Raw genomic sequence first — 26,226 nt, forward strand, 5'->3', positions numbered from 1 at the left:
CGATGACCGACAGCGACCACCGCACCCGCATCCCCCGTGACCGCGAGCACGACTACACCCGCGAGATGGCCGACAAGCGCCAGGCCTTCGTCGCCGAGCGCACCGGCGCCGGCCTCGACCACGTCCGCCAGTACTCCTTCGACCCCGCCGTCCTGCCCGGCAACGTCGAGAACTTCACCGGCGTCGCCCAGGTGCCCATCGGGCTGGCCGGCCCGCTGACCCTGCGCGGCGAGCACGCGCAGGGCGACTTCTTCGTCCCGCTGGCCACGACCGAGGGCACGCTGGTGGCCAGCTACAACCGCGGGATGCGCGTGCTCGGCGAGAGCGGCGGCATCCGCACCACCGTCGTCGACGACCACATGCAGCGGGCCCCGGCGTTCATCCTCGACGACGCCCTGCAGGCCCGGGAGTTCGGCCGCTGGGTGGACGAGCACCTCGACGAGATCCGCGCCGCCGCCGAGGCCACCACCCGCTCGGGCCGGCTGACCTACATCGGCCAGCACCAGATCGGGCCGCTGCGGTACCTGCGGGTCAACTACACGACCGGCGACGCCGCGGGGCAGAACATGACCGGCAAGGCGACGCTGGCCGCCTGCGAGTGGATCCGGGAGAACCACCCCGACCACCCGCGCTTCGTGCTGTCCGGGGCGATCGACACCGACAAGAAGCACTCGCAGATCAACATGCTGATGACGCGGGGCAAGCGCGTCGTCGCCGAGGCCACCATCCCCCGGGAGGTGCTGCGGCGGCTGACCGGCGTCGACACGCGGGACCTGTTCGAGTACCGGCAGATCGGCATGGTCGGGTCGTTCATGTCCGGGGCGGCCTACAACGGCGCGCACGCGGCGAACGGGCTGACCGCGCTGTTCATCGCCACCGGGCAGGACGTGGCCAACGTCAGCGAGTCGCACTCCGGGGTCACCTACACCCAGCTGCTGGAGAACGGCGACTACTACTGGTCGACCACGCTGACGTCGCTGATCGTGGCCACCTACGGCGGCGGGACCGGGCTGCCCACCCAGCGCGAGTGCCTGGAGCTGCTGGGCTGCTACGGCTCCGGGAAGGTGCAGAAGTTCGCCGAGATCTGCGCCGGCGTGGTGCTGGCCGGCGACGTCTCGCTGACCTCGGCGATCCTCGCCGGCGACTGGGTCACCAGCCACGACGCGCTGGGCCGCAACCGCTGACCCGGCTCGGCGGACCCCGGCTCAGCGGATCTGGACGCCGGAGATCGTCCGGGCGATGACCAGCCGCTGGATCTCCGAGGTGCCCTCGAAGATCGTGTAGATCTTCGCGTCGCGGGCCATGCGCTCGACGGGGTAGTCGCGCGTGTAGCCGTTGCCGCCGAGGACCTGCATGGCCTGCTCGGTCACCCGCACCGCCGTCTCGCCCGCGACCAGCTTGCTCATCGAGCCCTCGGCGGAGGTGAACGGCTGGCCGGTGCGCGCCATCCACGCGGCCCGCCAGACCAGCAGCCGGGCGGCGTCGATGGACGTCTTCATGTCGGCGAGCACGAAGGCGATCGCCTGGTTCTCGATGATCGGCCGGCCGAACTGCACCCGCTGCCTCGCGTAGTCCAGTGCGTACTCGTAGGCCGCCCGCGCCACCCCGACCGCCTGGGCGCCGACGCCGGGCCGGGTGCGCTCGAAGGTGGCCATCGACGGCTGGGTGCGGCCGCTGCGCAGGCCCTCCCGCGCCCGGGCCAGCCGCTCCTCGAGCCGCTCGCGGCCGCCGAGCAGGCAGTCGCCGGGGACCCGGCACCCGTCGAGGACGACCTCGGCGGTGTGCGAGGCACGGATGCCGTGCTTGAGGAACTTCTGCCCCTGGGAGAGCCCCTTCGTCCCCGGCGGGACGACGAAGCTGGCGTGGCCGCGCGCCTTGAGCTCCGGGTCGACGACGGCCGTGACGACGTGGACGTCGGCGATGCCGCCGTTGGTGGCCCAGGTCTTGGTGCCGGTGAGCACCCACTCGTCGGTCGCCTCGTCGTAGACCGCCCGGGTGCGCATCGCCCCGACGTCGGAGCCGGCGTCGGGCTCCGACGAGCAGAACGCGGCGACCTTCGGCTCGGCCTCGGTGCCGAACATGGCGGGGATCCACTGCCCGACCTGCTCGTCGGTGCCGTTGGCGCGCACGGACGCGGCCGCCAGCGTGGTGCCGACGATCGCCAGCCCGATCCCGGCGTCCCCCCAGAAGAGCTCCTCCATGGTGAGCGGGATGCCGAGGCCGGACTCGTCGAACCACTGGGTGGCGAAGAAGTCGATCGAGTAGATCCCGGTCTTCGCCGCCTCCTGGAGGACCTCCCACGGGAAGGCCTCGCGCTCGTCGTACTCGGCGGCCGCGGGACGGATGACGTCCGCCGCGAACCCGTGCAGCCACTGCTGCAGCTCGACCTGGTCCTCGGTCAGCGCGAACGACACGGCCACGGTGCGTCTCCTCCGGTCAGAGCGGGCGGACGGTGCCCACGAGGTGGTCGGACCCGCTCCTGGCGCTGCGCAGCGCGAGGTCCCAGCCGCCGTCGGCCGGCGCGGTCGCCAGGGTGACCGTCGAGGGCAGCAGCAGCGGGCGGCGGAAGCCGACGTCGACGGTGAGCGCCCCGGGCAGCCGGCCCGACAGCGCGGCCAGCGCCCGCGCCTCCACCCACATCCCGTGCGCGATCGCCCGCGGGAAGCCGAAGGCCCGGGCGGTCAGCGCGGAGAGGTGGATCGGGTTCACGTCGCCGGAGACCCGGGCGTAGCGGCGGCCGGCGTCGCCCGGCACCCGCCAGCGGATGGTCCCCGCGGGCACGTCGCCGACGGTCACGTCGACGTCGGACGCCGGCGCACCCTCGGGCGGCCGGGCCCCGCGGGCCAGGTAGGTGGAGCGGCCGTGCCACACCTCGGCGCCGCCGGCCGACACCGACGCGCAGAGGTCGACGGTCGCGCCGCGCGGGTGGACGGCGAACCGCTCGGCCCACACCTCCAGGTCGAGGGCCGCCCCCAGCCCGACCGGCCGCAGCACGTCGATCCGGTTGCGGACGTGCACCAGGCCCGGCAGCGCCAGCGGGAAGGCGCGGTCGCTCATCAGCGCGACCTGCAGCGGGAAGGTCAGCACGTGCGGGAAGGTCACCGGCAGCGCATCGGCCAGCGGGAACCGGCAGACGCGGGCGTAGGCGGCCACCTCGGCCGGGTCCACGGTCACGCCGCGGCGGGCCAGCCGGGTGCCCGGCAGGTCCCCGCCGCGGCCCCGCGCGGTGAGCGCGGCCCGGACGAACAGTGGCGCCATCGACGGCGCCGACTCCAGCACGGTGACCATCAGGCGCCCAGCATCGACTGGCCGCACACGCGCACGACCTGCCCGTTCACGCCGGCGGCCGTGGGCGAGGACAGCCAGGCGATCGTCTCGGCGACGTCGACCGGCAGCCCGCCCTGCTGCAGCGAGTTGATCCGGGCGCCGACCTCGCGGGTGCCGAAGGGCATCTTCGCCGTCATCTCGGTGACGATGAAACCCGGCGCGACGGCGTTGATCGTGGCGCCGCGCGCGGCGAACTCCGGCGCCCACGCCCGCACCATCCCGATGACGCCGGCCTTGCTCGCCGCGTAGTTCGTCTGCCCGCGGTTGCCGGCGATCCCGGACTGCGAGCTCACCGCGACCACGCGGGCGCCCGGCCGCAGCAGGCCCTCGGCGTCGAGCAGCGCGCGGGTGAGGTCCAGCTGCGCCTGGAGGTTGACCGCCATGACCGACTCCCAGCGGGCGGCGTCCATGTTGACCAGCAGCTTGTCCCGGGTGATCCCGGCGTTGTGCACGACGACGTCGACCCCGCCGTGCCGCTCCCGCAGGTGGGTGACCAGCCGCTCGGCGGCGTCGGGGGCGGTGATGTCGAGCTGGAACGCCGTCCCGCGGACCTCGTTGGCCACCGCGGCCAGCGACTCCCCGGCGGCGGGCACGTCGACGGCGACCACGTGCGCGCCGTCGCGGGCCACGACCCGGGCGATCGCCGCCCCGATGCCGCGCGCGGCGCCGGTGACCACGGCGACCTTCCCCTGCAGCGGGCGCACCGGGTCCTCGTCCGCGGGTACCTCGGCCGCCGACACGGTGAGCACCTGCCCGTCGACGTAGGCCGACCGCCCGGACAGGAAGAACAGCACCGGGCTCGCGACCGACGCCTCGGCGCCCTCGGGCACGTGCACGAGGTTGGCCGTGGAGCCCGCGCGGAGCTCCTTGGCCACCGACCGGACCAGCCCCTCCAGGGCCTGCCGGGCCGCGGCCTGCGCCGGGGAGTCCGCGGCCGCGGGCGGGTCGGCGAGCACGAGCACCCGGCCGGTGGGCCGCAGCCGCTTGACCGCCGGGGCGAGGAAGGCGTGCGCCGCGGCCAGCTGCCCGGGCCCGGTCAGCCCGGTGGCGTCGAGCAGGACGGCGGCCGGCCGCTCGTCGTCGCCACCCGGCACGGTCACGCCGGCGTCGCGGAGGACGGCGGCCAGCGTGTCGCCCAGCCGGCCCTCCCCCGCCGTCCCCACCAGGGCCGGGCCGGGCAGCAGCGGCTGCCCGGGCTCGTACCGGCGCAGCACCGCCGGCCGGGGCAGGCCGAGCTGCTCCACCACGGTCGAGCCGACGCCGGAGTTGGCGAAGGTCGTGTACCAGTCGCTCACGGGAGCCTCCTGCTCAGGACTCGAGGATCGCGACGACGCCCTGGCCGCCGGCCGCGCAGATGGAGATGAGACCGCGCTTGCCGGGACCGGCCTCGTGCAGGGTCTTGGCCAGCGTCGCGACGATGCGGCCGCCGGTGGCGGCGAACGGGTGCCCGGCCGCCAGCGACGAGCCGTTCACGTTGAGCCGGTCCCGGTCGATCGCGCCGAGCGGGGCGTCGAGGCCGAGCCGCTCCTTGCAGAACGCCGGGTCCTCCCACGCCTTGAGCGTCGACAGCACGGTGGACGCGAACGCCTCGTGGATCTCGTAGAAGTCGAAGTCCTGCAGCGTCAGGCCGTTGCGGGCGAGCATCACCGGCATCGCGTAGGCCGGCGCCATGAGCAGGCCCTCGCCGCCGTGCACGTGGTCCACGGCCGCGGTCTGCGCGTCGACCAGGTGGGCGAGCACCGGGAACCCGTGCTCGGCGGCCCACTCGTCGGAGGACAGCAGGACGGCCGAGGCGCCGTCGGTGAGCGGCGTCGAGTTGCCCGCCGTCATCGTGGCGCCGGGGCCCTCGCCGAAGACCGGCGCCAGCTTCGCGAGCTTCTCCAGCGAGGTGTCCGGCCGCAGGTTCTGGTCGCGGGTCAGGCCCAGGTAGGGGGTGACCAGGTCGTCGAGGAAGCCGCGGTCGTAGGCGGCGGCGAGGTTGCGGTGCGAGCGGACGGTCAGCTCGTCCTGCTCCTCGCGGCCGATCCCCCACTCCTCGGCGGTGAGGGCGGCGTGGTCGCCCATCGCCAGCCCGGTGCGCGGCTCGGCGTTGCGCGGGATCTCGGGCACCAGCTGGCCGGGGCGCAGGCCGCGCAGGGCCTTGAGCCGCTGGCCGAGGGTCCTGGCGGAGTTGAGCCGGATGAGCACGCGGCGCAGGTCCTCGTGGACGGCGAGCGGCGCGTCGGAGGTGGTGTCGACGCCGCCGGCGATGCCCGACTCCATCTGGCCGAGGGCGATCTTGTTGGCGACCAGCACCGCCGCCTCGAGGCCGGTGCCGCAGGCCTGCTGCACGTCGTAGGCCGGGGTCGCGGCCGACAGCGTCGAGCCGAGCACCGACTCGCGGGTGAGGTTGAAGTCGCGCGAGTGCTTGAGGACGGCGCCGGCGACGACCTCGCCCACCTGCTCGCCCTGCAGCCCGAAGCGGGCGACCAGGCCGTCCAGCGTCGCGGTGAGCATGTCCTGGTTGGACGCCTGCGCGTAGCGGGAGTTCGAGCGGGCGAACGGGATGCGGTTGCCGCCGAGGACGGCGGCCCGCCGGGGCTGGGGCGAGCTCATGAGGACCTCCGGGGTCACAGGACGCCATTAGCGCTACGAGGGCCGCTCACAGTGGCCGGTACCGACGGTACACGGTACCGTCGGTTACATGAAAGCGGAGACGGCGACCCGGCAGCGCGACCGCCGGGACTCGCGGTGGGACGAGCACCGCCGCGCGCGCCGCGAGCAGCTGGTGGACGCCACCGTCGCCGCCGTCGGCAGGCACGGCGCCGGAGTCGGCATGGACGAGATCGCCGCCGAGGCCGGCACCAGCAAGACCGTCGTCTACCGGCACTTCGCCGACCGCAGCGAGCTCTACGTCGCCGTCTGCAACCGGGTCGCGGCCCAGCTCACCGAGAAGCTGCGCGCGGCGATGACCAGCACCGGCCACCCGCGCCGGATGGTGGCGGCCGCCGTCGAGACCTACCTGGCGTTCATCGAGGCCGATCCGGAGCTCTACCGCTTCGTCGTCGCCCACCCCCTGCTGGACCGGCCGGTCGACGCCGACCCGGTCAGCACGCTGTCGGACCTCGTCGGCGACCAGGCCGCCGCCCTGGTGGCCGTCGCCCTCGAGCAGGCCGGCCGGGACCCCGCGGCCGCCGCGCCCTGGGGGCACGGCCTGGTGGGGCTGGTCCGCGCCGCCGCCGACTGGTGGCTGCGCGCCGACCGGCCGATGCCCCGGGCCGACCTGGCCGCCCACCTCACCGACCTCGCCTGGGCCGGGCTGCGCAGCCTGGTGCCGGGAGAGCCCGTCCCCATCCCCGAGGAGAAGAAGTGACCTCCACCCTGCCCCGCACCGTGGACCCGGCGCGCCTCCGGGAGGTGCTCGACGGGCGGTGGGCGCACGTGCGCCGCGACGCCCGCGAGCAGCTCGGCGACCCGAAGTACGCGCCGGTGTACGGCGAGTCGGTGCAGGAGGCCCGCGAGCGGATCACCCGGCTGGCCGGCGAGCTCGCCGCCACCGGCCGCGTCGGCCTGGGCTTCCCCAAGGAGTACGGGGGCGAGGCCGACGCCGGCGGTTCGGTGACCTCGATCGAGATGCTGGCCTTCGGCGACCTGTCGCTCATGGTCAAGGCCGGCGTCCAGTGGGGGCTGTTCGGCGGCGCCGTCCAGCTGCTCGGCACGCAGCGGCACCACGACGCGTACCTGCCCGACATCATGAGCTTCGCGCTGCCCGGCTGCTTCGCGATGACCGAGACCGGCCACGGCTCCGACGTCCAGCAGCTGCGCACCACGTGCACGTACGACCCGGACACGCAGACCTTCGACCTGCACACCCCCCACGAGGCCGCGCGCAAGGACTACATCGGCAACGCGGCGAAGGACGGGCGGATGGCCGTCGTCTTCGCCCAGCTGGTCACCCAGGGGGAGCCGCGGGGCGTGCACGCCTGGCTGGTGCCGATCCGCGACGAGGACGGCAACCCGGTGCCCGGCGTCACCATCGGCGACGACGGCCCCAAGGCCGGGCTGCTCGGCGTCGACAACGGCCGGCTCTCCTTCGACCACGTCCGCGTGCCGCGGGAGATGCTGCTCGACCGCTTCGGGCAGGTCGCCGAGGACGGCACCTACACCTCGGACATCGAGAACGAGACCCGCCGCTTCTTCACCATGCTCGGCACGCTGGTCCGCGGCCGGGTGAGCGTCGGCGGCTCGGCCGGCTCGGCGACCAAGCTGGCCCTCGACATCGCCGTCCGCTACGGCGACGTCCGCCGCCAGTTCGCCGCCCCCGGCCGCGACCGGGAGATCGTGCTCAACGACTACCTGGTCCACCAGCGCAAGCTGCTGCCGGCCCTGGCCACCTCCTACGCCCTGGCGTTCGCGCAGGAGGAGCTGGTCGGCACGATGCACGACGTCCAGACCGCGGTGCACGAGCACGGCGAGCCGGTCGACGAGGCCGCCCAGCGGGAGCTCGAGTCGCGCGCGGCCGGGCTCAAGGCGGCCCAGACCTGGCACGCCACCCGCACCATCCAGGTGTGCCGCGAGGCGTGCGGCGGCGCCGGCTACCTGGCGGAGAACCGGCTGCCCCAGCTCAAGGCCGACACCGACGTGTTCACCACGTTCGAGGGCGACAACACCGTCCTGCTGCAGCTGGTCGCCAAGGGCCTGCTCACCGGCTACCGGGACGCGTTCGGCTCCCTCGACGGCTGGGGCCGGGTCGCGTTCGTCGCCGACATGGTCCGCGAGACCGTCCTCGAGCGGACGGCGGCCCGGGGCCTGATCGCCCGGCTGGTCGACGCCGTCCCCGGCCGGGACGAGGACGTGCCGCTGCGCGACCGCGGCTGGCAGCTGAAGGTGTTCGAGTTCCGCGAGAGGCACACCCTCGAGGGCGCCATCCGGCGGCTGCGGAGGAACGCCGCCACCGAGGGCATGGAGCCCTTCCAGGTGTTCAACAGCGTGCAGGACCACGTGCTGCGGACGGCGTCCACGCACATCGACCGGGTGGTGCTCGAGGCGTTCGTCGCCGGCATCGAACGGACCACCGACCCGGGTGCGAGGGCGCTGCTCGAGGCCCTGTGCGACCTCTACGCGCTGTCGACCCTCGAGGCGGACAAGGGCTGGCTGCTCGAGCACGGCCAGCTCACCCCGGCCCGGTCCAGGGCGCTGACCGCCACGGTGAACGCCCTGCTGGCCGAGCTGCGGCCGCACATGGTCACCCTCGTCGACGGCTTCGCCATCCCGCAGCAGTGGAAGGCCGCCGCCATCCTCGAGGAGGAGGCCGGCCGGCAGGAGGCGATGGCCGCCGAGGACGCGCGTGTCCGCGCGGGAACGGCTCCCGACGACACCGCCACCTCGGTGGAGGTCCCGCCCGGCCAGTAGTCGGAGGACCCCTTGCCCCCCACCCCTCGCTGACGCTCGGAGCGGGGCCCTGCAAGGGGGCCGTTCCATCAGCTGGCGGGCAGGGCGCCGTTGACGGTCACCGCGTCGACGGCGCCGTGCCCGACCTCCCAGCGGTCGAGCAGCTCCTGGTAGACGCCGTCGTCGACCAGCCGCTGCAGCGCCTCGGTGAGCACGTCGCGCAGCCCGGTCCGGTCCGGGGCGACGGCGATGCCGTAGAGCCCGGGCTCGTACTGGGTGTCGGAGACCAGCTGGTAGCTGTTCTGCGTCCGCGGGTCGGTGGTCACGTAGACCGCCGGCGGGTAGTCGGCGACCACGGCGTCGGCGCGGCCGGTGCGCAGCTCGAGCAGGGCGTCGTCGTTGGTGGGCAGCTCGTGCACGTCGATGCGTCCCGTGCACGAGGCCTGGGCCCGCTCCAGCAGCCCGACCTGCACGGTCCCGGCCTCGACGGCGACGCTGCGGCCGCACAGCCCGGCCAGCTCGTGGATGCCGAGCGGGTTGCCGCGCGCGACGACGATCGCGGAGCCGGCGCGGAAGTAGTTGACGAAGTCGGCCTGCTGCTCGCGCTCGGCGGTGTCGGTGACCGCGCTCATGACCAGGTCGAACCGGTCGGCGACGAGGTCGTCGAGGAGCGTGTCGAACGGCGCGGCCTCGAAGCGCACCTCCACGCCGAGCAGGTCGCCGAGCGCGGCGCCGAGGTCGGGCTCGAAGCCGACGATGGTGCGCCCGTCCGGGCCGAACGACGACGCCGGCGGGTAGGACGGGTCGTTGGCCACGGTGAGGACGCCGGCCTCGCGCACGTCGGCGGGCAGCGCGGCGTGCAGCCGCGCGTCGACGGTGACGGCGGCGGCCGCGCCGGTGCCGGTCGTCGGGGCGGCTCCCCCGCACCCGGCGGTGACCAGGGCGGCGGCGAGGACGGCGGTGCCGGCGAGGGCGCGGCGGGTGCGGGTCACGCGAGGACCTCCAGGGCGGGCGCGGACGCGACCGCGCAGGTGAGTTCCGGCCACGGGCGGGGCCGGGAGAACAGCCACCCCTGCGCGCGGTCGCAGCCGACCGCCCGCAGCCAGGCGGCGACCTCGGGCGTCTCGACGCCCTCGGCGCAGACCGACAGACCCAGGCCGTGGGCGAGCTCGACCAGCGACCGCACGACGGCGGCGTCCTCGGCCGAGACGTCGACCCCGGTGACGAAGGCCCGGTCGACCTTGACCTCGGTCAGTGACAGCGAGCGCAGGTGCGACAGGCTGGCGAAGCCGACCCCGAAGTCGTCGAGGGCGACGCCGAACCCGTGCGCGGCGAGCTCGGCCAGGCAGGCAGAGGCGGCCGCGAGGTCGGCGGGCAGCGCGGTCTCGGTGACCTCCAGGAGCAGCCTCGCCGGTGGCACCCCGGCCGCGGCGGCGAGCCGGGCGACGGTGGCGGCGAAGCCGGGCGCCTCGAGGTTGCGCACCGAGACGTTCACCGAGACCGTCCAGTCCTCGCCGGCGGCCGTCCAGGCGGCGCAGTCGGCCAGCGCCTGGCGGAGCACCCACTCGGTGAGCGCGCTGATGACGCCGGACTGCTCCAGCGCCGGCAGGAACTCGCCGGGGCCGAGCAGCCCGCGCTGCGGGTGCTGCCAGCGCAGCAGCGCCTCGACGCCGACGGTGGCGCCGGAGGCCAGGTCCACCTGCGGCTGGTAGTGCAGGCGCAGGTCGCCGTCCTCCAGCGCGCGCCGCACGTCGTGCTGCAGCGCGGGCGAGTGCGGCGAGGGAGCGGTGGCGCGGGGGTCGAAGACGACGACGCCGGTCGCGCCGCGCTTGCCCTGGTACATGGCGGCGTCGGCGCAGGTCATGAGCGTCTCGACGTCGGTGGCGTCGGCCGGGTGCATGGCGATGCCGCAGCTGGCCTCCACCGCCAGCGGCACGCCCTCGACCACGGTCTCCACCGACAGCGCGTCGCTGACCCGCTGCACCAGCTCGCGGGCGGCGCCGGCGTCGTCCATGCCGGGCAGCAGCAGGCCGAACTCGTCGCCGCCGAGGCGGGCGACGGTGTCCCCCGCCCGCACGGTGGCCGACAGCCGGCGGCCCACCTCCCGCAGCAGCTGGTCGCCGGCGTGGTGGCCGAGGGTGTCGTTGACCTCCTTGAACCGGTCGAGGTCGACGAGGACGACGGCGGCCGGGGCGCCGCGGCCGACCTCGGCGGCCACCCGGCGGGCGAACAGCTCGCGGTTGGCCAGCCCGGTCAGCGGGTCGTGCAGCGCGTCGTGGGCGGCCTGCGCGGCCTGGCGGCGCAGCCGGCGGGTGGTCGACCAGGAGATCCCGGCGAGCACCAGGTAGAGGGCGCCGAGGCCGGCGCCCAGCCGCCAGTAGGTGCGGGTGGTGGCCGCCTCGACCTCGGCGGCGACGGTGTCGTAGGGCAGCAGCAGCTCGAGCACGCCGACCGACCGGCCGGAGGTGTCGGCGACGATGGGCTGCAGGACGCGGATCATCCGGCCCACGGCCAGGCCGTCGTCGTCGAGCAGGGCGACGTCGGTCCCGCCGGCCGCGGCCGTGGTGAACGCGCCGCCGGCCGCGGGGACGACGTCCTCGCCGGCGGGGTAGTCGGGCAGCGCGGTCTCGGGACCGGTGGCGCCGTCGTCGGCGAAGACGACCGTGCCGGCGAAGTCGCGCAGCCGCAGCCGCAGGATCGAGCCGCGGAAGACGGCGAGGTCGGTGGCCGACTGCAGCCGTTCGCGCTCGGCGCCGGTGAGCCCGGTGCCGAGGTCCTGCCCGCGCAGCGCCGGGGCGATGGCCATCTCCTCGACCACCGCGGCCTGCGCGTGGCCGTACTCCAGCGCGCGGTCGACGGCGTCCTGCCGGATGCCCGCCGCGAGGACCGCGCCCAGCACGACGACCGGCACCAGGCTGGCCGCGGCGTAGGCGGCGAACAACCGGGTGCCGGCCGCCGTCGCGCTCCGGGACCTGCTCATGGCTGCCTCATCGGACGGGCCGGGCAGCGGGTCGAGCGCCGTCTCACCCGTCCGAGGGGGGCAGGTCCCGGGCGGCCCGGCGGCGGGCGGGAGGATGGACCCTCGTGAGCACCCTCGCGGCGGCCACCGAGACGCTGCACGTCCCGGCCGCGGTCGACCTCGCCGCGATCGTCGTCGGCGCGCTCACCGGCGGGCTGCTGGCCGCCCGGGAGGGCTTCGCCGTCTCCGGCGTCCTGCTGCTCGCGGTCAGCGGCGGCCTCGGCGGCGGGCTGATCCGCGACGTGCTGCTGGCGGAGGGCCCGCCGGTCGCCCTGACCGACCGCGCCTACCTGCCCGCCGTGGCCATCACCGCGGCGGTGACCTTCTTCTTCTCCGGCTGGCTGTCCCGGCTCACCGCGCTGCTGGTGGTGCTCGACGCGCTCACCCTCGGCCTGTTCACCGTCATCGGCGCGCAGAAGGCCCAGCTCGCCGGCCTGCCCAGCGCCTCGGTCGTGTTCATCGGGACGCTGACGGCGGTCGGCGGGGCGGTCATCCGCGACGTGCTGCTCGCCCAGCGCGCCGACATCGTGCAGCCCGGGCCCTACAACGCCGTCGCCGCGCTGCTCGGCGCCACCCTGCTGACGCTGCTGGCCGGGCCGCTCGGCGTGGACCCCATCCCGGTGGCGCTGGTGGTGATCGCCTTCGTCGCGGGCCTGCGGGTGCTGTCGGTGTGGCGCGGGTGGGAGGCGCCGGTCGCCGTGGACCTCCCCGGTCGCGCCCGCAGCCGGCTGGCGGCCCGCGACCGGTCCCGGCGGCCCGAGGGGCGCCGCCGGGTCCTCCGCCGCCGGATGCGGTGAGCCGGAGCCGCCCGGCAGGATGAGCCGCATGCCCGAGCGGGAGCACGACGTCGTCCTCTTCGGCGCCACCGGCTTCGTCGGCCGCCTGGTCGCCGCCTACCTGGCCGAGGCCGCGCCGCCCGGCCTGCGCGTCGCCCTGGCCGGCCGGTCGAAGGAGAAGCTGACCGCCGCCGCGGCCGCGCTGCCGGAGGCGGCCCGCCACTGGCCGCTGGTCGAGGCCGACACCGGCGACCCGGCGTCCGTGGCCCGGATGGTGGAGGGCACCCGGGTGCTGGCCACCACGGTCGGCCCGTACCACCGCTACGGCCTGCCGGTCGTGGAGGCCTGCGCGCGGGCGGGCACGCACTACGCCGACCTCACCGGCGAGGTGCTGTTCGTGCGCGAGGCCATCGACCGCTGCGACGCCGTCGCCCGGGAGACCGGCGCCCGCCTCGTGCACGCCGCCGGCTACGACTCCATCCCGTCGGACCTGTCGGTGTACCTGCTCGCCGAGCGCGCCCGGGCCGACGGCGCGGGCGGGCTGACCGACGTCCGCCTGGTCGCCACCGTCCGCGGCGGGTTCAGCGGCGGCACCGTCGACTCGATGCGCGCGCAGATCGAGGCGATGGCCACCGACCGGGCGGTGCGGAGGGTGATCGGCGACCCGTACGCCCTCTCCCCCGACCGCGCCGCCGAGCCCGACACGAAGCAGCCCCCGGACGCCGTGCCGCCCGCGCTGGCCGCCGAGGGCCGGTGGACCGCCCCGTTCGTCATGGCACCGTTCAACACCCGGATCGTGCGCCGCAGCAACGCGCTGCAGGAGTGGGCCTACGGCCGGGGCCTGCGCTACGGCGAGTCGATGAGCACCGGCCGCGGAATCACCGGCGCGTTCGCCGCCGCCGGCGTCACCACCGGCCTGGCCGCGGCGCTCGGCGCGCTCGCCTTCCCGCCGACCCGGGCCCTGCTCGACCGGGTGCTCCCCGCGCCGGGCAGCGGGCCGGACGAGGCCACGCGGGAGAGGGGCTTCTTCCGGATGGTCGTCGACGCCGACACCGAGGGCGGCCGCCGCTACCGTGCCACGGTGGCCGGGCAGGGCGACCCCGGCTACAAGGCGACGTCGGTCATGCTCGGCGAGGTGGCGCTGGCGCTGGCCCTCGACGAGGAGCGGCTGCCGGACCGGGCCGGGTCGCTGACCCCCGCGACGGCACTGGGCGGCGTGCTGGTCGACCGGCTGCGCGCGGCCGGCCACACCTACGAGGTCGCGCCTCTCTAGGACTCCCGGAGCGCCTTCGTCGCGCTAATGGCTCTCCCGCCCGACGCGGACGGCGAGCAGGGCGACGTCGTCCTCGGCGCCGGGCAGGACCATCCGCCCGAGCAGCCGGTCGCACAGCTCCTCGAGCGGGAGGTCGCCGAACTCGCCCAGCGCGGCGGTGAGGGCGGCGGTGCCGGCGTCGAGGTCGCGGTCCCGCCGCTCGACCAGGCCGTCGGTGTAGAGCAGCACCGTGCTGCCCACGGGCAGGTCGCAGTCGTGGTCGGCGCGGGGACGGCGCGGGTCGACGCCGAGCAGCAGGTCCGCGGTCCCCTCGTCCAGCACGCGCACGCCGCCGCCGGGCAGGACGGCGACCGGCGGCGGGTGCCCGGCGCTCGACCAGCGCAGCCGCGCACCCCCGGCGTCGGTGCGCTCCAGCCGGGCGAGGACCGCGGTGGCCATCGTCCCCAGCGCCAGCCCGGCCGCCGCGCGGTCGAGCCCGCCGAGCACCTCGGCCGGGGAGCCCCCGCCGGCGTAGCCGATGCCGCGCAGCAGCCCGCGCAGCTGGCCCATCGCCGCGGCGGCGTGCCGGTCGTGCCCGACGACGTCGCCGATCGCCAGCACCACCGCGCCGCCGGCCTCGACGAACGCGTCGTACCAGTCGCCGCCGATCTCGGCGCCCTCCGACGCCGGCACGTACCGGACGACGATCTCGCAGCCCTCGGGCCGGGGCGGCGCGGTCAGCATGCTGTGCTGCAGGGCGTCGGCGAGGCCGCGCTGCTGCTCGTAGAGGCGGGCCGCCTGGAGGGCCAGCCCCGCCCGGCGGCCCACCTCGACCGCGGTCTCGATCTCGCCGGGCGTGTGCGGCCCGCGCGCGGCGTCGTTGGCGGTGCCCAGGGCGCCGATGACCCGCCCCCGCGCCACCAGCGGCACGACGAGCGCCGACCGGGGCGCCAGCCGCAGCAGCATCTCCTGGGCGGTGGGGTCGGGCAGGGACCGGGCGATCCGGGCGGCGTCCAGCTCCGGGACGACGAGCGGCCGGCCGGTGCGGGTGACCACCCGCGCGGCGTGCTCGTCGCTCATCCCGGTCGCCATCGCGTGCACGTAGGCGGCGACGTCCCCACGCCGGGCCGGGTCGCGGTGCGCCCAGGCCACCTCGTGCAGCCGGCCCTGTTCCTCGGTGACGACGATCCAGCACCAGTCGGCGAGGGCCGGCACCACCAGGTCGGCGAGCTGCCCGAGCTGCTCGCCGATGTCGAGGCTGCCCGAGAGCACGCGGCCGGCGTCGGCCAGCAGCTGCAGCCGCTGGTTGGCCTCGGACATGGCGCGGACGGCCTCGGCGCGCTCGGCCTGGGACCGCAGCCGGGAGACGCTGAGGCCGATCTGCGCGGTCAGCGCGTCGAGCAGCTCGACGTCGTCGTCGGCGAAGACGTGCGCGGTGTCCCAGACGACGACGAAGCTGCCCAGCAGCCGGCCCTCGACCCGCAGCGGCAGCGCGGCGAGCGCGCGCAGCCCGAGCGCGGCGCCGACGTCGGCCATCTGCGGGAACCGGGCCACGGCCTCGTCGAGGTCGGCGAAGACCAGCCGCTCGCCGTGCCGGGCGGCGTACTGGGTGGGCAGGGCGTCGTCGAGCTCGACCACCAGGTCCTCGGGCGGGAGCTCCACGTCGGCCTCCGCGGCGGCGTGCGCCACGGTGTCGGCCAGGTCCCGGGCCAGGTGCAGCCGCAGCGCGCCGTCCCCGTCGAACGCGGCCAGCGCGCTCGAGGACGCCCCGAGCACCCGGGCACCCCGCAGCGCGATCTCGGCCAGCTGGGACAGCGCGGTCGCGTTGGCCAGCTCCGCGGCGACCTCGGCGATGGCGGCGGCCCGCTGCACCGCCGCCATCCGGCGGGTGGCCTGCTCGCGGGCCTCGGTGGCGTCGAGGACGGTCCCGAGGACCCGCACCCGCTCGCCGCGGAAGTCGCGCACCACGCGGCCGCGGGACACCGTCCACCGCACGCTGCCGTCGGCGTGCAGGGCGCGGGCCTCGACGGCGTACTCGCCGTCGCCGGCCAGCGCCCCGACCATGGCCGACCGCACCGCGGCGTGGTCGTCGGGGTGGATCCGCTCGGCGAGCATCCGGTCGACGTCGACGATGTCCAGGGGTCCGTCGAGGCCGTGCACCGCCGCGCAGCGCTCGTCCCAGTGCAGCGCCCCGGTGCGCAGGTCGTACTCCCAGATGCCGATCTCGCTGGCCTCGAGGGCCACCTCCAGCCGGGTGGCCGACACGCCGATGGCGGACCGGGCCGCCGAGAGCTCCAGCTCGGCCACCACCGCGGAGGCCAGGTGCTCCAGCAGCGCGACGTCGTCGGGCTCCCACGTGCGCGGCCCGGGGTCGTAGACGGCGAGCGCGCCGACGACGAACCCGGACGCGGACAGCAGCGGTGTGCCCAGGTAGGCCACGACCTCGCCCGAGGTGACGGCGGGCAGCCCGGCCAGCGCGCGGTCGGCCCGTGCGTCGGGCACCGCGAGGGCCCGTCCCTCGCGCACGACGCGCTCGGAGAAGGCGCCGGTGAGCAGCGCCCGCCCGCCGATCACGCCGGGCGGCAGGCCGTGCCCGCCGACGACGGTGTCCCGCTCGATGAACAGGGTGACCTTCGCGTAGCCGACGTCGAGCAGCCGCGCGGCCAGCCCGGACAGCCGGTCGTAGGCGGCGGGTCCGGGCACCTCGAGGAGCAGGCGGCGGGCGGCGGCGAGGCGGTGCGGGTCCCGCAGGACGTCGTCGGGCGCGCACGGCGGAGGGACGGTCACGGCCCTCCTCGTCCTCGCGCGACCGGGCGGCCGCAGCCGTCCATGCTGCCACGGGAGACGGCCGCGCGGACGGCGCCGTCCGCAGGTGGCGCCCGCCCACCCCACCGGGTGAGGCCCACGGCCGGAGGGGTCCGGCGGGCGGCGGCCGCGGCCGATCCCCCCACCATGACGGGGATGCTGACGCGGCGGCTGCCGGACTGCCGCCCCCTGCTCGCCGACCCCGACGACCTCACGCTGGTCTTCCAGCCGATCGTCGACCTCGCGCGGGCCCGGGTGGCCGGGTACGAGGCGCTGTCCCGCTTCCCGGGCACCGCCGGCCCGGACGTGTGGTTCGCCGCGGCCGCCGACGCCGGGATCGCCGCCGAGCTCGAGGCGCTGGCCCTGCACAAGGCCCTGGCCGCCGTCCCGGACCTGCCCGCGGACACCTTCCTCACCGTCAACGTCGGCCCGCACCTGCTCGGTACGGCGCCGGTGCAGGAGGCGCTGGCCACCCGCCCGGACCTGCACCGCGTCGTGGTCGAGCTGACCGAGCACGCGCCGGTCGACGACCTGGGCGCGCTGCGCGTCCAGGTCGCCGAGCTGCGGGCGCGGGGGGCGCTGGTCGCCCTCGACGACACCGGCTCGGGCTGGTCGGGCCTGCAGCAGCTGGCCGCCCTCCGGCCGCAGCTGGTCAAGCTGGACCGCTCCCTGGTCGCCGGCGCGGACGCCGACCCGGTGCGCATGGCGCTGGCCGAGATGGTCGGCGAGTTCGCCGGCCGCATCGACGCCTGGCTGCTCGCCGAGGGCATCGAGACCCGCGGCGAGCTGGCCGCCTTCTGCCGGCTCGGCGTGCCGCTGGCGCAGGGGTGGCTGCTGGGCCGGCCCTCCCCCGGGTTCGCGCCGCTGGACCCGGACGTCGTCGCGCTGGTCCGCGGCTGCGCCGCCCGCGCGCGGTCGGCGTCCACCGTCGCGGGCCTGCTGCGCCCGGTGCGCCAGTGCGAGGTCACCGAGCCCTTCCCCGGCGTCCCGCCGGTCGTCCTGGTGGGCCGGCAGGGCGAGCCACTCGCTCTGCGGCTGACCGACCCGCGCACCGGACAGGCCCACACGGCCCCGGTGTCGCTGCGCGCCGAGCCCAGCGACGACGTCACCGCCACCCTCCAGCGGGCCCTGACCCGCTCGCCGGCCCAGCGCTTCGACCCCGTGGTCTGCACCGACGCCTCCGGCGCCGTGGTGGGCCTGCTGCGCGTCGAGGACCTGGCCTCCGCGGCCGCCGTCCGCTGAACGCCCTCCCCACCCCTCCCGAGAGCCACCGCCCGGTGGAGACCTCCACCTGCGGGGACGTCGTCCCCGGCTGCACCGCCTCGTTCACCGCCGCCGACGACGCCGGGATCCTCGGCCAGGTCGCCGGGCACGCCGCGGCCGACCACGGGCGGGCCGAGGTCGGCCCGGAGCCGGTGGCGGCCGTCTGCGCGCACATCCGCGCCGCCTGACCGCCGTCCGGTCCCGGGGAGCCGCGGCACGCGGCTCACGCTGTGTCGCGGGGAGCCGACCCGCCCCCGGGACGGGTGGTACCGGCGGGTCCGTAGGGTCGTGATCAGGCCCGTGCACTGGCCAGATGCCCCGTCGGCGTGTCACGGTGCCCCGGGCCGGACCCCCGACGGGAACCGGTCCGTCCCGGGCGCCCGCCCGGGACCGCCGCCGCGGACCCGCGGCCGGCACCCACCCGGCGGCCCGCCGAGACCGCGCGGGCCCCGACGTCCGAGAGGAAACCCGTGAACAAGGCCGAACTCGTCTCCGCCATCGCCAAGCGCGCCGACGTCCCCAACTCCACCGTCGACGCCGTGCTCAGCGGTCTGCAGGAGGAGCTCGTCGAGGCGATCACCCGCGGCGAGAAGGTGGCCGTCTCCGGCCTCATCACCGTCGAGCGGACCCAGCGCTCGGCGCGCACCGGCCGCAACCCGCAGACCGGTGAGTCCATCGAGATCCCCGCGGCCAACACCGTCAAGGTGACCGCCGGCTCCAACCTGAAGAAGGCCGCGAGCAACGTGCCGGTCTGATCCACCGGGACCCCCGCCGGGGCGGCGCCTGCCCCCTGTGACCTCCCCCACGTCCCGTGGGTCAGGATGCGCAGGCAGGCGCCGCCCGAGGGCGACGGCGCCGGGACGGAGGAACACGTGGCGAGCGGACTGACCCTGGAGACCGACCCGGCCGAGGTGGGCCTCGACGCCGGCCGGCTGGAGCGCCTGGACAAGCGGCTGGCCCGCTGGGTCGACGACGGCCAGCTGCCCGGCTTCCTGGTCACGGTGTCCCGGCACGGCCGGCTGGCGCACGTCGGGCGGTACGGCTCCCGCGACGTCGAGAACGGCCTGCCGGTCGAGGAGGACACCCGCTGGCGGATCTTCTCCATGACCAAGCCGGTGACCTCGGTGGCGGCGATGATGCTGTACGAGGAGGGGGCCTTCGAGCTCACCGACCCGATCGCCCGGTGGCTGCCGGAGTTCGCCGGGACCCGGGTCTACGTCGCCGGGTCGTCGCAGAAGCCGGTCACCCAGCCGCAGGTCGAGCCGATCCGCGTCCGGCACCTGCTCACGCACACCTCCGGGCTCACCTACGGCTTCCACCACGCCCACCCGGTCGACGCCATGTACCGCGCGATGGGCCACGAGTGGGGCACCCCGCCCGGCGTCGACTCGGCCGAGGCGTGCCGCCAGTGGGCGTCGGTGCCGCTGGTCTTCCAGCCCGGGTCGGAGTGGAACTACGGCGTCTCCACCGACGTCCTCGGCCGGCTGGTGGAGGTCGTCTCCGGGCAGACCCTCGACGTCTTCTTCGAGGAGCGGGTCTTCCGCCCGCTGGGCATGACCGACACCTCCTTCGGCCTGCGCGAGGACGACGACGTCGCCTCCCTGGCCCGCCTCTACGCCGCCGTCCCCGGGCAGCCCGGCGGCCCGGCCACCGCGTTCGCGCCGATCGACGCCATGGGCGAGGCCGCGCACCGCAAGCCGACGTTCCTGTCCGGCGGTGGCGGGCTGGTCTCGACGGCGGGTGACTACCTGCGCTTCTGCGAGATGCTCCGCCGTGGCGGCTCGTTCGACGGCGGGCGCCTGCTCGGCCCCCGGACGCTGGCGCACATGGTCCGCAACCACCTGCCCGGCGACCAGGACCTGGAGACCTTCGGCCGGCCGCTGTTCGCCGAGACGCCGCTGCGCGGGGTCGGCTTCGGGCTGGGCTTCTCGATGGTGCTCGACCCGGCGCGCTACGGCGGCGTGGCGAGCGTCGGCGACTACAGCTGGGGCGGGGCGGCGTCGACGGCGTTCTACGTCGACCCGGTCGAGGACGTCGTCGTCAGCTTCTACACGCAGCTGCTGCCCTCGAGCACGCTGCCGATCCGCGCCTACCTGCGCGCCCTGGTGAACCAGTCGATCGTCAACTGACCGACCAGGTGGAGGAGGCGATCCCTGCGTCCTGGCGCCCAGGACGCAGGGATCGCCTCCGGTGCCTCAGAGGTAGCGGCGGTAGACGACGGTGGCGACCATCGCCGGCTTGGTCTGGCCCTCGACCTCGACGGTGACGTCCATGTTCATCGCGATGCCGCCGTCGAAGGGGGTCGCCGACGCCAGCGTCGCGCCGGCCCGCACCCGGCTGCCCACCGGCACCGGCGAGGGGAAGCGCACCTTCTCGGTGCCGTAGTTGACGCCCATCCGGAAGCCGGAGATCTCCACGATCTGCGGCAGCAGGGAGGGGATGAGCGACAGCGTCAGGTAGCCGTGCGCGACCGGCCCGCCGAAGGGGCTCTCCCTCTTCGCCCGCTCGACGTCGACGTGGATCCACTGGTGGTCGCCGGTCGCCTCGGCGAACTGGTCCACCTGCTCCTGGGTGACCTCGACCCAGTCGCTGTACCCCAGGTGCTGCCCGACGAGCCCCTGCACGCCCTCGACGCCGTCCACGGTGGTCTGCGCCATCGCCTGTCCTCCTGTGTCCCTCGGTCCCGACCGCCGGTGGTCTGGTTGGCTGACTCCACCACATCGGCCGGGACGGAGGCGACGGGGTGCTGCGACTGGGCCGGCGGGACGTGCCCGACGGCGGGCTGGTGGTCATGGCGATCGTCAACCGCACGCCGGACTCCTTCTACGACCGCGGGGCGACGTACGAGCTGGCCGCCGCGGTCGAGCGGGTGGACCGGGTGGTGGCCGAGGGCGCGGACGTGGTGGACGTCGGCGGGGTGAAGGCCGCTCCCGGCGCGGAGGTCTCCCCCGCCGAGGAGATCCGCCGCACCGTGGACCTGGTGGCCGCCATCCGCGCCGCCCACCCGGACCTGCCGATCTCGATCGACACCTGGCGGGCCGAGGTCGCCCGGGAGGTGCTCGCCGCGGGGGCGGACGTCGTCAACGACGCGTGGGGCGGCGTCGACCCCGAACTGGCGGGCGTCGCGGCCGAGGCCGGCGCGGGCATCGTGTGCACCCACGCCGGCGGCCTGCCGCCGCGGACCCGGCCGCACCGGGTGCGGTACGACGACGTGGTGGCCGACGTCGTCGCGCGGACGACGGCGCTGGCCGAGGCCGCGGTCGCCGCCGGCGTGGACCGCGAGCGGGTGCTGGTCGACCCGGGCCACGACTTCGGCAAGAACACCCGGCACTCGCTGGAGGCCACCCGCCGGCTCGACGAGCTCGTGGCCACCGGCTGGCCGGTGCTGGTGGCGCTGTCGAACAAGGACTTCGTCGGGGAGACCCTCGACGTCCCGCTCGAGCAGCGGCTGACCGGCACGCTCGCCGCGACGGCGGTCAGCGCGTGGCTGGGCGCCCGCGTGTTCCGCGCCCACGACGTCGCCGCGACCCGCCAGACGCTGGACATGGTCGCCGCCATCCGCGGGGACCGTCCGCCGGCGCGGACCACCCGCGGCCTCGCCTGAGCCGGCCGGGCGCCGGTCCGCCGGCCGCCGTCGTCACCCCGCGGTGCCCGGCCTCACCCTGCAGCGCGAGGCCGGGCACCCCACCGCGGGGACGGCGGTCTGCCGCGGCGCGACGGAGGCCCCTTCCGCCGCGCGCCCGGACGGATCATGCTCGGGTCGCCCGCCGGGGCGCCGGGTCCCGCGGGGACGGTGCCGGGGAGGCCGTCATGACCGAGCAGGCCGCAGGCGTCGAGGAGTCCCGGGCCCACGGGCCGCGGGTGGTGGTGGGCGTCGACGGGTCGGCGGGGGCGCGGGCCGCGCTGCGGTTCGCCCTCGAGGACGCCGTCCGCCGGGACGTGCCCGTCGAGGCGGTCACCGTGTACCGCCCGCCCGAAGCGTGGATGGACTTCGACGTGGTCGGCGACGTCCACTACGACCGGGCCGAGGCGGCGGCGGTGGAGCGGGCCGAGGCGTTCGTCGAGGAGGTGCTCCGCGAGGTGCCGGAGCCGCACCCGGTGATCCACGTGACGGCCGCCCTCGGCTCGGCGGCCGACGGGCTGGTCCGGGAGTCGGTGGGGGCGGACCTGCTGGTGGTCGGCAGCCGGGGGCACGGCGGGTTCTCCAGCGTGCTGCTCGGCTCGACGGGCCTGCAGTGCGTCCTGCACGCGCCGTGCCCGGTCACCGTCGTCCACTCGGCCGAGGCGCACCGCGAGCGGCTGCACCTGCGCCGCCGCACCGACGGCGAGCGGGTCCGCACCCACCGCCGCCGCTTCCGCCGGACGAGGGCCGACTCCGCCCCCTGACGCCGCCGGGTCCCCCGGTGGTGCGGCGCTACGGTCGCGGCCATGGCCGCTCCCGGGTTCCTCACCGCCGACGAGCTCAACACGCTGCTGCCGGGCACGCTGCCCGGGCTGATCGGGCTGACCGTCACCGCGCACGAGCCCGGCCGGCTCGAGGCCGCGCTCGACGTCCGCCCCGAGCTGCTCGCGCCCAACGGCTACCTGCACGCGGCCACCGTCGTCGCGCTGGCCGACACCGCCTGCGGCCTGGCCACCCGCGCCCTGCTGCCCGACGGGTCGGCCGGGTTCACGACCATCGAGCTGAAGAGCAACTTCCTCGGCACCCTCCGCGAGGGCCGGCTGCGCACGGTGGCGACGAACGTGCACGCCGGCCGGACGACGCAGGTGTGGGACGCCGTCGTCGCCGCCGACGCCGGGAGGACGCTGGCGCTGTTCCGGTGCACCCAGTCGGTGCTCTGGCCGCGCTGATCGTCACGCCGAGTGACCCCCGTGCCCTGCGACACACCCGGGGTGTGAGACTGGCGCCACTACGCACCCCCGAGGAGGAGCACCGTGGCTCTGGCCAGTCGTTACCCCGACGTCGAGATCCCCGACCAGTCGGTCCCCGAGTTCGTCCTCGCCGGCGGGGCGTCGCGCCCGGACGCGCCGGCCCTGGTCGACGGGCTGAGCGGTGACTCGATCACCCACGGCCAGCTGGCGACCTACGTCGACCGGGTCGCGGCCGCCCTCGCCGCGCGCGGCCTGCGCAAGGGCGACGTCGTCGCGGTGCTGTGCCCGAACACCATGTGGTACCCGGTCGTCTTCCACGGCATCGCCCGCGCCGGCCTGGTGATGAGCCCGATCAACTCGCTCTACACCGCCCACGAGGTGGCCTACCAGCTCAAGGACTCCGGCGCGAAGGTGCTCGTCACCGTCTCGCCGTTCCTCGACCGGGCGCTGGAGGCCACCGAGCAGACGCCGGTCGACGAGGTCATCGTCATGGACGGCGCCGAGGGTCACGCCTCGCTGCTGGACCTGATCACCAGCGACGCGCCGTCCGTCGAGGTGGACATCGACCCGGCGAACGACCTGGTCACGCTGCCCTACTCGAGCGGCACCACGGGCCTGCCCAAGGGCGTCATGCTCACCCACCGCAACCTGGTGGCCAACGTGAGCCAGTCCCGCCCGCTGGTGGAGCTGGTCGAGGGCGACGAGCGGATCATCGCCGTCCTGCCGTTCTTCCACATCTACGGCCTGACCGTGCTCATGAACCAGGGCCTGCAGTGGGGCGGCACCGTGGTCACCCTGCCGCGGTTCGACCTCGAGCAGTTCCTGCGCACGATCCAGGACCAGAAGATCACCCGCGCGTTCGTCGCGCCGCCCATCGTGCTGGCGCTGGCCAAGCACCCGATGGTCGACCAGTTCGACCTGTCCTCGCTGCGCAGCATCACCTCCGGGGCCGCGCCGCTGGACGAGGCACTGGCCCAGGCCGCCCAGGAACGGCTGCGCAAGGGCGCCGCCGACGGCGTCGTCGTCGCGCAGGGCTACGGCATGACCGAGCTGTCGCCGGTCTCGCACACCACCCCGGACGCGAACCGCCTGCCCGAGGGCGTCACCGAGGTGCCCAAGGGCTCGGTCGGCCTGGCGCTGCCCAACACCGAGTGCCGCCTGGTCGACCCGGAGACCGGCACCGACGCCGCTCCCGGCGAGCGCGGGGAGCTGTGGGTCCGCGGCCCGCAGGTCATGAAGGGCTACCTCAACAACCCGACGGCGACCGCCCAGACCCTCGACGACGAGGGCTGGCTGCACACCGGCGACGTCGCGATCGTCGACGAGAACGGCTGCTACACGGTCGTCGACCGGGTCAAGGAGCTGATCAAGTACAAGGGCTACCAGGTGGCCCCGGCCGAGCTCGAGGCCGTGCTGCTGAGCAACCCGGCCATCGCCGACGCGGCCGTCATCGGCGTCAAGGACGAGGAGAGCGGCGAGGAGCTGCCCAAGGCGTTCGTCGTCAAGGCGCCCGGCGCGGAGATCTCCGAGCAGGACGTCATGGACTTCGCCGGCAGCCGGCTCGCCCCGCACAAGAAGATCCGCGCGGTGGAGTTCATCGAGCAGGTGCCCAAGTCCGCGGCCGGCAAGATCCTGCGCAAGGACCTGAAGGCACGGGCCTAGCGGTCCTGCACAGCGGGCCGGTTCCCCTCCGGGGGAGCCGGCCCGCTGCCGTCCCCGGGGTCACCAGGGCGTGCCGAGGACGGCGTCGCGGGTGCGCCCGTGGCGGGCGCCGGCGAACCGCAGGACCAGCCGGGCCGGGCGGGAGGCCGTCTCCAGCACCGCGACCCGCTCGGCGGGGTGGCAGGCGTCCAGCAGCCACGGCAGCGAGAACAGCGCCTGACCTGCGGGCAGGCCCCGGCGGGCGGCCCGCTCGACGCGGGCGCGCTCGGCGGCGGACACGTGCTCGTCGACCAGCGGCAGCACGACGGCCTCCTCGGCGTCCAGCCGGGCGGCGACCAGGTCGGCGAGGTCGGTCAGCGCGACGGCCAGGGCGGGGGCACCGGCGCTCACGTCGCGGGCGAACAGCGGCAGCGCCAGGACGGCCCGCATGAGCGCCTCGTCGAGGGCGGTGTCGCCACCCGGGCGGCGCAGGTCCGGGCCCCCGCCGGGCAGCACGACGCGGGACACCGCGGCCTCCAGCCGCCGGCGCAGCACCGCGTGCGCCCGGACCTCGGCCAGCACACCGCTCGTCCAGCGGACCAGCTCGCGCTGCCGCTCGGGGCAGCAGGACTCGTCGTAGGCGATGCCGGTCAGGGCGTCGGCGACCACCCGGGTGCCCGAGCGCAGCGCCCGGTGCAGCAGGGCGTGGTCGCCCAGGTGCCGGACGGCGCCGCGGCGGGCGGGCGCGCAGCGGGCGGGGGACGTCGTCGTCGGGGTGCTCGTCGTGGTCATGGCGCAGACGGTGCCGCCCGGCCCCTGCAGGGGGCTTGTGGCCTGCTTGGACGGCGCCGCGGGCCGACTCAGGAGCGTCGCGCGGCCGCCCCGGTCGCGGTCGGCGGGACGCCGACGATCCGCTTGTACGCGCGCGAGAACGCCGCCTCCGACTCGTAGCCCAGGCTCCCGGCCAGCTCGCCCACCCGCGCCCCCTGCCCCAGGGCGACCGTGGCCAGGTGCATGCGCCAGCGGGCCAGGTAGTGCATCACCGGCTCGCCGGCCAGCTCGGTGAACCGGGCGGCGAACGAGGAGCGCGACATGCGGGCCTCCCGCGCCAGCCGGGTCAGCGTCCAGGCCGAGCCGGGCTCGCGGTGCAGCGACGCCACGGCCCGCCCCACCTGGGGGTCGCGCAGGGCCCGGAGCCACCCCGGGCCCGTGGCCGCGGTGTCCAGCCACGCCCGGACGGCCTGGACGACCACGACGTCGGCGAGCCGGGTGATCACGGCCTCCGCCCCGGGCCGGTCCACCGCGGCCTCGTCGGCGAGGACCCGCAGGAGCAGCGGCAACCAGCCGGTCCGGGCCGGGTCCGACCCGTCGACGACCAGGACCGGCGGGAGCAGGCCGAGCAGGTGGGCCGCGCCGGGCCGGTCGGGCTCGACCACCCCGCACACCATCGTCGCCGGGGACCCGCCGCCGTCGAGCCGCAGGACGGAGTAGTGGTCGCCCAGGTACCGCTGGGGCAGCAGGTCGGCGCGCCCGGCGACCGGCGCCCCGGGGCCGCTCCGCAGCAGGTGCCCGCGGCCGTGCGGGACCAGGGCGAGGTCCCCGACGCCGAGCTCGTGGCGCTCGCCGTCGACCTCGAGCAGGCAGGCGCCCCGGGTGACGACGTGGAAGCTCATGCACCCGGCGAGGGCGGGCATCTCCACGCCCCACGGCGCGGTCGCCTCCGCCCGGCAGTAGAAGGTGCCACGGATCCGGAGGTCGGCCAGCACGCCGCCGAGGGGGTCGACCGGCGCCCAGGGCCGGGTGTGGTCCCCGTCGGTCCCGGCGTCCGCGTGCACGGTCCCAGCCTGCTGACGTCCGCACCGGGCGTCCAGGTCCGCCGGACGGACGGGCACCGACCGCGG

General features: G+C 75.9%; 23 protein-coding genes. 13 read left to right on the plus strand and 10 right to left on the minus strand.

Annotated features, from left to right (window positions below):
- Positions 1-2: 2 nt before the first annotated feature.
- On the plus strand, positions 3-1,184 hold the full coding sequence (locus ACI796_RS11820) for a hydroxymethylglutaryl-CoA reductase (protein ID WP_456941423.1): 1,182 nt from the start codon (positions 3-5) through the stop codon (positions 1,182-1,184).
- A gap of 21 nt (positions 1,185-1,205) precedes the next feature.
- On the opposite strand, the gene ACI796_RS11825 is transcribed toward ACI796_RS11820, so the two are convergent.
- The 4 genes from ACI796_RS11825 to ACI796_RS11840 are packed head-to-tail and all read right to left on the minus strand — an operon-like array spanning position 1,206 to position 5,922.
- Entirely contained in the window at positions 1,206-2,420 is a 1,215-nt protein-coding gene (locus ACI796_RS11825) for an acyl-CoA dehydrogenase family protein (protein WP_456941424.1), read from the minus strand.
- A 16-nt stretch (positions 2,421-2,436) separates the two neighbouring features.
- Complete coding sequence (locus tag ACI796_RS11830; protein ID WP_456941425.1) at positions 2,437-3,288, minus strand: MaoC family dehydratase; 852 nt, start codon at positions 3,286-3,288, stop codon at positions 2,437-2,439.
- Positions 3,288-4,622: a 3-oxoacyl-ACP reductase gene (locus tag ACI796_RS11835; RefSeq protein WP_456941426.1), complete on the minus strand. Its 1,335-nt coding sequence runs from the start codon at positions 4,620-4,622 to the stop codon at positions 3,288-3,290. The genes ACI796_RS11830 and ACI796_RS11835 overlap by 1 nt, the downstream gene beginning before the upstream one ends.
- 13 nt (positions 4,623-4,635) lie before the next feature.
- Positions 4,636-5,922, minus strand: coding sequence for an acetyl-CoA C-acetyltransferase (locus ACI796_RS11840; RefSeq protein ID WP_456941427.1), 1,287 nt, complete (start codon positions 5,920-5,922; stop codon positions 4,636-4,638).
- Positions 5,923-6,010: 88 nt separating this feature from the next.
- On the opposite strand from ACI796_RS11840, the gene ACI796_RS11845 reads away from it, so the two are divergent.
- Both ACI796_RS11845 and ACI796_RS11850 read left to right on the plus strand, forming a co-directional pair.
- Positions 6,011-6,679, plus strand: a complete 669-nt coding sequence (locus tag ACI796_RS11845; RefSeq protein ID WP_456941428.1) for a TetR family transcriptional regulator — start codon at positions 6,011-6,013, stop codon at positions 6,677-6,679.
- Positions 6,676-8,718: an acyl-CoA dehydrogenase family protein gene (locus tag ACI796_RS11850; RefSeq protein ID WP_456941429.1), complete on the plus strand. Its 2,043-nt coding sequence runs from the start codon at positions 6,676-6,678 to the stop codon at positions 8,716-8,718. The genes ACI796_RS11845 and ACI796_RS11850 overlap by 4 nt, the downstream gene beginning before the upstream one ends.
- 68 nt (positions 8,719-8,786) lie before the next feature.
- On the opposite strand, the gene ACI796_RS11855 is transcribed toward ACI796_RS11850, so the two are convergent.
- Together ACI796_RS11855 and ACI796_RS11860 are read right to left on the minus strand one after the other, a co-directional pair.
- Positions 8,787-9,689: an ABC transporter substrate-binding protein gene (locus ACI796_RS11855; protein WP_456941430.1), complete on the minus strand. Its 903-nt coding sequence runs from the start codon at positions 9,687-9,689 to the stop codon at positions 8,787-8,789.
- Entirely contained in the window at positions 9,686-11,677 is a 1,992-nt protein-coding gene (locus ACI796_RS11860; RefSeq protein ID WP_456941431.1) for a putative bifunctional diguanylate cyclase/phosphodiesterase, read from the minus strand. Before ACI796_RS11860 ends, ACI796_RS11855 begins: the two co-directional genes overlap by 4 nt.
- 104 nt (positions 11,678-11,781) lie before the next feature.
- Here ACI796_RS11860 and ACI796_RS11865 point away from each other — a divergent pair, with 104 nt between their 5' ends.
- Positions 11,782-12,513, plus strand: coding sequence for a trimeric intracellular cation channel family protein (locus ACI796_RS11865; RefSeq protein WP_456941432.1), 732 nt, complete (start codon positions 11,782-11,784; stop codon positions 12,511-12,513).
- Between the two features lie 28 nt (positions 12,514-12,541).
- Positions 12,542-13,765 (plus strand): saccharopine dehydrogenase family protein, encoded by a 1,224-nt coding sequence (locus tag ACI796_RS11870; RefSeq protein ID WP_456941433.1) that lies wholly within the window; start codon positions 12,542-12,544, stop codon positions 13,763-13,765.
- Positions 13,766-13,789: 24 nt separating this feature from the next.
- Here the strand turns inward: ACI796_RS11870 and ACI796_RS11875 are convergent, their stop codons facing one another.
- Entirely contained in the window at positions 13,790-16,531 is a 2,742-nt protein-coding gene (locus ACI796_RS11875; protein WP_456941434.1) for a SpoIIE family protein phosphatase, read from the minus strand.
- Between the two features lie 174 nt (positions 16,532-16,705).
- On the opposite strand from ACI796_RS11875, the gene ACI796_RS11880 reads away from it, so the two are divergent.
- The 4 genes from ACI796_RS11880 to ACI796_RS11895 all read left to right on the plus strand — a co-directional run bounded on the left by ACI796_RS11880 (position 16,706) and on the right by ACI796_RS11895 (position 19,941).
- On the plus strand, positions 16,706-17,791 hold the full coding sequence (locus tag ACI796_RS11880) for an EAL domain-containing protein (RefSeq protein ID WP_456941435.1): 1,086 nt from the start codon (positions 16,706-16,708) through the stop codon (positions 17,789-17,791).
- A gap of 35 nt (positions 17,792-17,826) precedes the next feature.
- Complete coding sequence (locus ACI796_RS11885) at positions 17,827-18,000, plus strand: DUF1059 domain-containing protein (RefSeq protein ID WP_456941436.1); 174 nt, start codon at positions 17,827-17,829, stop codon at positions 17,998-18,000.
- Positions 18,001-18,138: 138 nt separating this feature from the next.
- Positions 18,139-18,567 carry an HU family DNA-binding protein gene (locus ACI796_RS11890; RefSeq protein WP_456941437.1) on the plus strand — a complete coding sequence of 143 codons (429 nt, stop codon included), beginning with the start codon at positions 18,139-18,141 and terminating at the stop codon, positions 18,565-18,567.
- A gap of 117 nt (positions 18,568-18,684) precedes the next feature.
- Positions 18,685-19,941 carry a serine hydrolase domain-containing protein gene (locus tag ACI796_RS11895; RefSeq protein ID WP_456941438.1) on the plus strand — a complete coding sequence of 419 codons (1,257 nt, stop codon included), beginning with the start codon at positions 18,685-18,687 and terminating at the stop codon, positions 19,939-19,941.
- A gap of 66 nt (positions 19,942-20,007) precedes the next feature.
- Here the strand turns inward: ACI796_RS11895 and ACI796_RS11900 are convergent, their stop codons facing one another.
- Positions 20,008-20,469 (minus strand): MaoC family dehydratase, encoded by a 462-nt coding sequence (locus ACI796_RS11900; protein WP_456941439.1) that lies wholly within the window; start codon positions 20,467-20,469, stop codon positions 20,008-20,010.
- 86 nt (positions 20,470-20,555) lie between these two features.
- Here ACI796_RS11900 and folP point away from each other — a divergent pair, with 86 nt between their 5' ends.
- From folP to ACI796_RS11920, 4 genes are all read left to right on the plus strand, one after another.
- On the plus strand, positions 20,556-21,416 hold the full coding sequence (gene folP / locus ACI796_RS11905) for a dihydropteroate synthase (RefSeq protein ID WP_456941440.1): 861 nt from the start codon (positions 20,556-20,558) through the stop codon (positions 21,414-21,416).
- Positions 21,417-21,622: 206 nt separating this feature from the next.
- Entirely contained in the window at positions 21,623-22,198 is a 576-nt protein-coding gene (locus ACI796_RS11910) for a universal stress protein (protein WP_456941441.1), read from the plus strand.
- A gap of 42 nt (positions 22,199-22,240) precedes the next feature.
- The gene (locus tag ACI796_RS11915; protein ID WP_456941442.1) at positions 22,241-22,663 is read left to right on the plus strand and encodes a PaaI family thioesterase; all 423 of its coding nucleotides are present in this window, start codon (positions 22,241-22,243) and stop codon (positions 22,661-22,663) included.
- Between the two features lie 84 nt (positions 22,664-22,747).
- Complete coding sequence (locus ACI796_RS11920; RefSeq protein WP_456941443.1) at positions 22,748-24,346, plus strand: AMP-binding protein; 1,599 nt, start codon at positions 22,748-22,750, stop codon at positions 24,344-24,346.
- 60 nt (positions 24,347-24,406) lie between these two features.
- On the opposite strand, the gene ACI796_RS11925 is transcribed toward ACI796_RS11920, so the two are convergent.
- Both ACI796_RS11925 and ACI796_RS11930 read right to left on the minus strand, forming a co-directional pair.
- Complete coding sequence (locus ACI796_RS11925) at positions 24,407-25,117, minus strand: hypothetical protein (protein ID WP_456941444.1); 711 nt, start codon at positions 25,115-25,117, stop codon at positions 24,407-24,409.
- A gap of 68 nt (positions 25,118-25,185) precedes the next feature.
- On the minus strand, positions 25,186-26,160 hold the full coding sequence (locus ACI796_RS11930; protein ID WP_456941445.1) for an AraC family transcriptional regulator: 975 nt from the start codon (positions 26,158-26,160) through the stop codon (positions 25,186-25,188).
- Positions 26,161-26,226 lie beyond the last annotated feature (66 nt).

Source organism: Geodermatophilus sp. SYSU D00525, assembly GCF_054050475.1.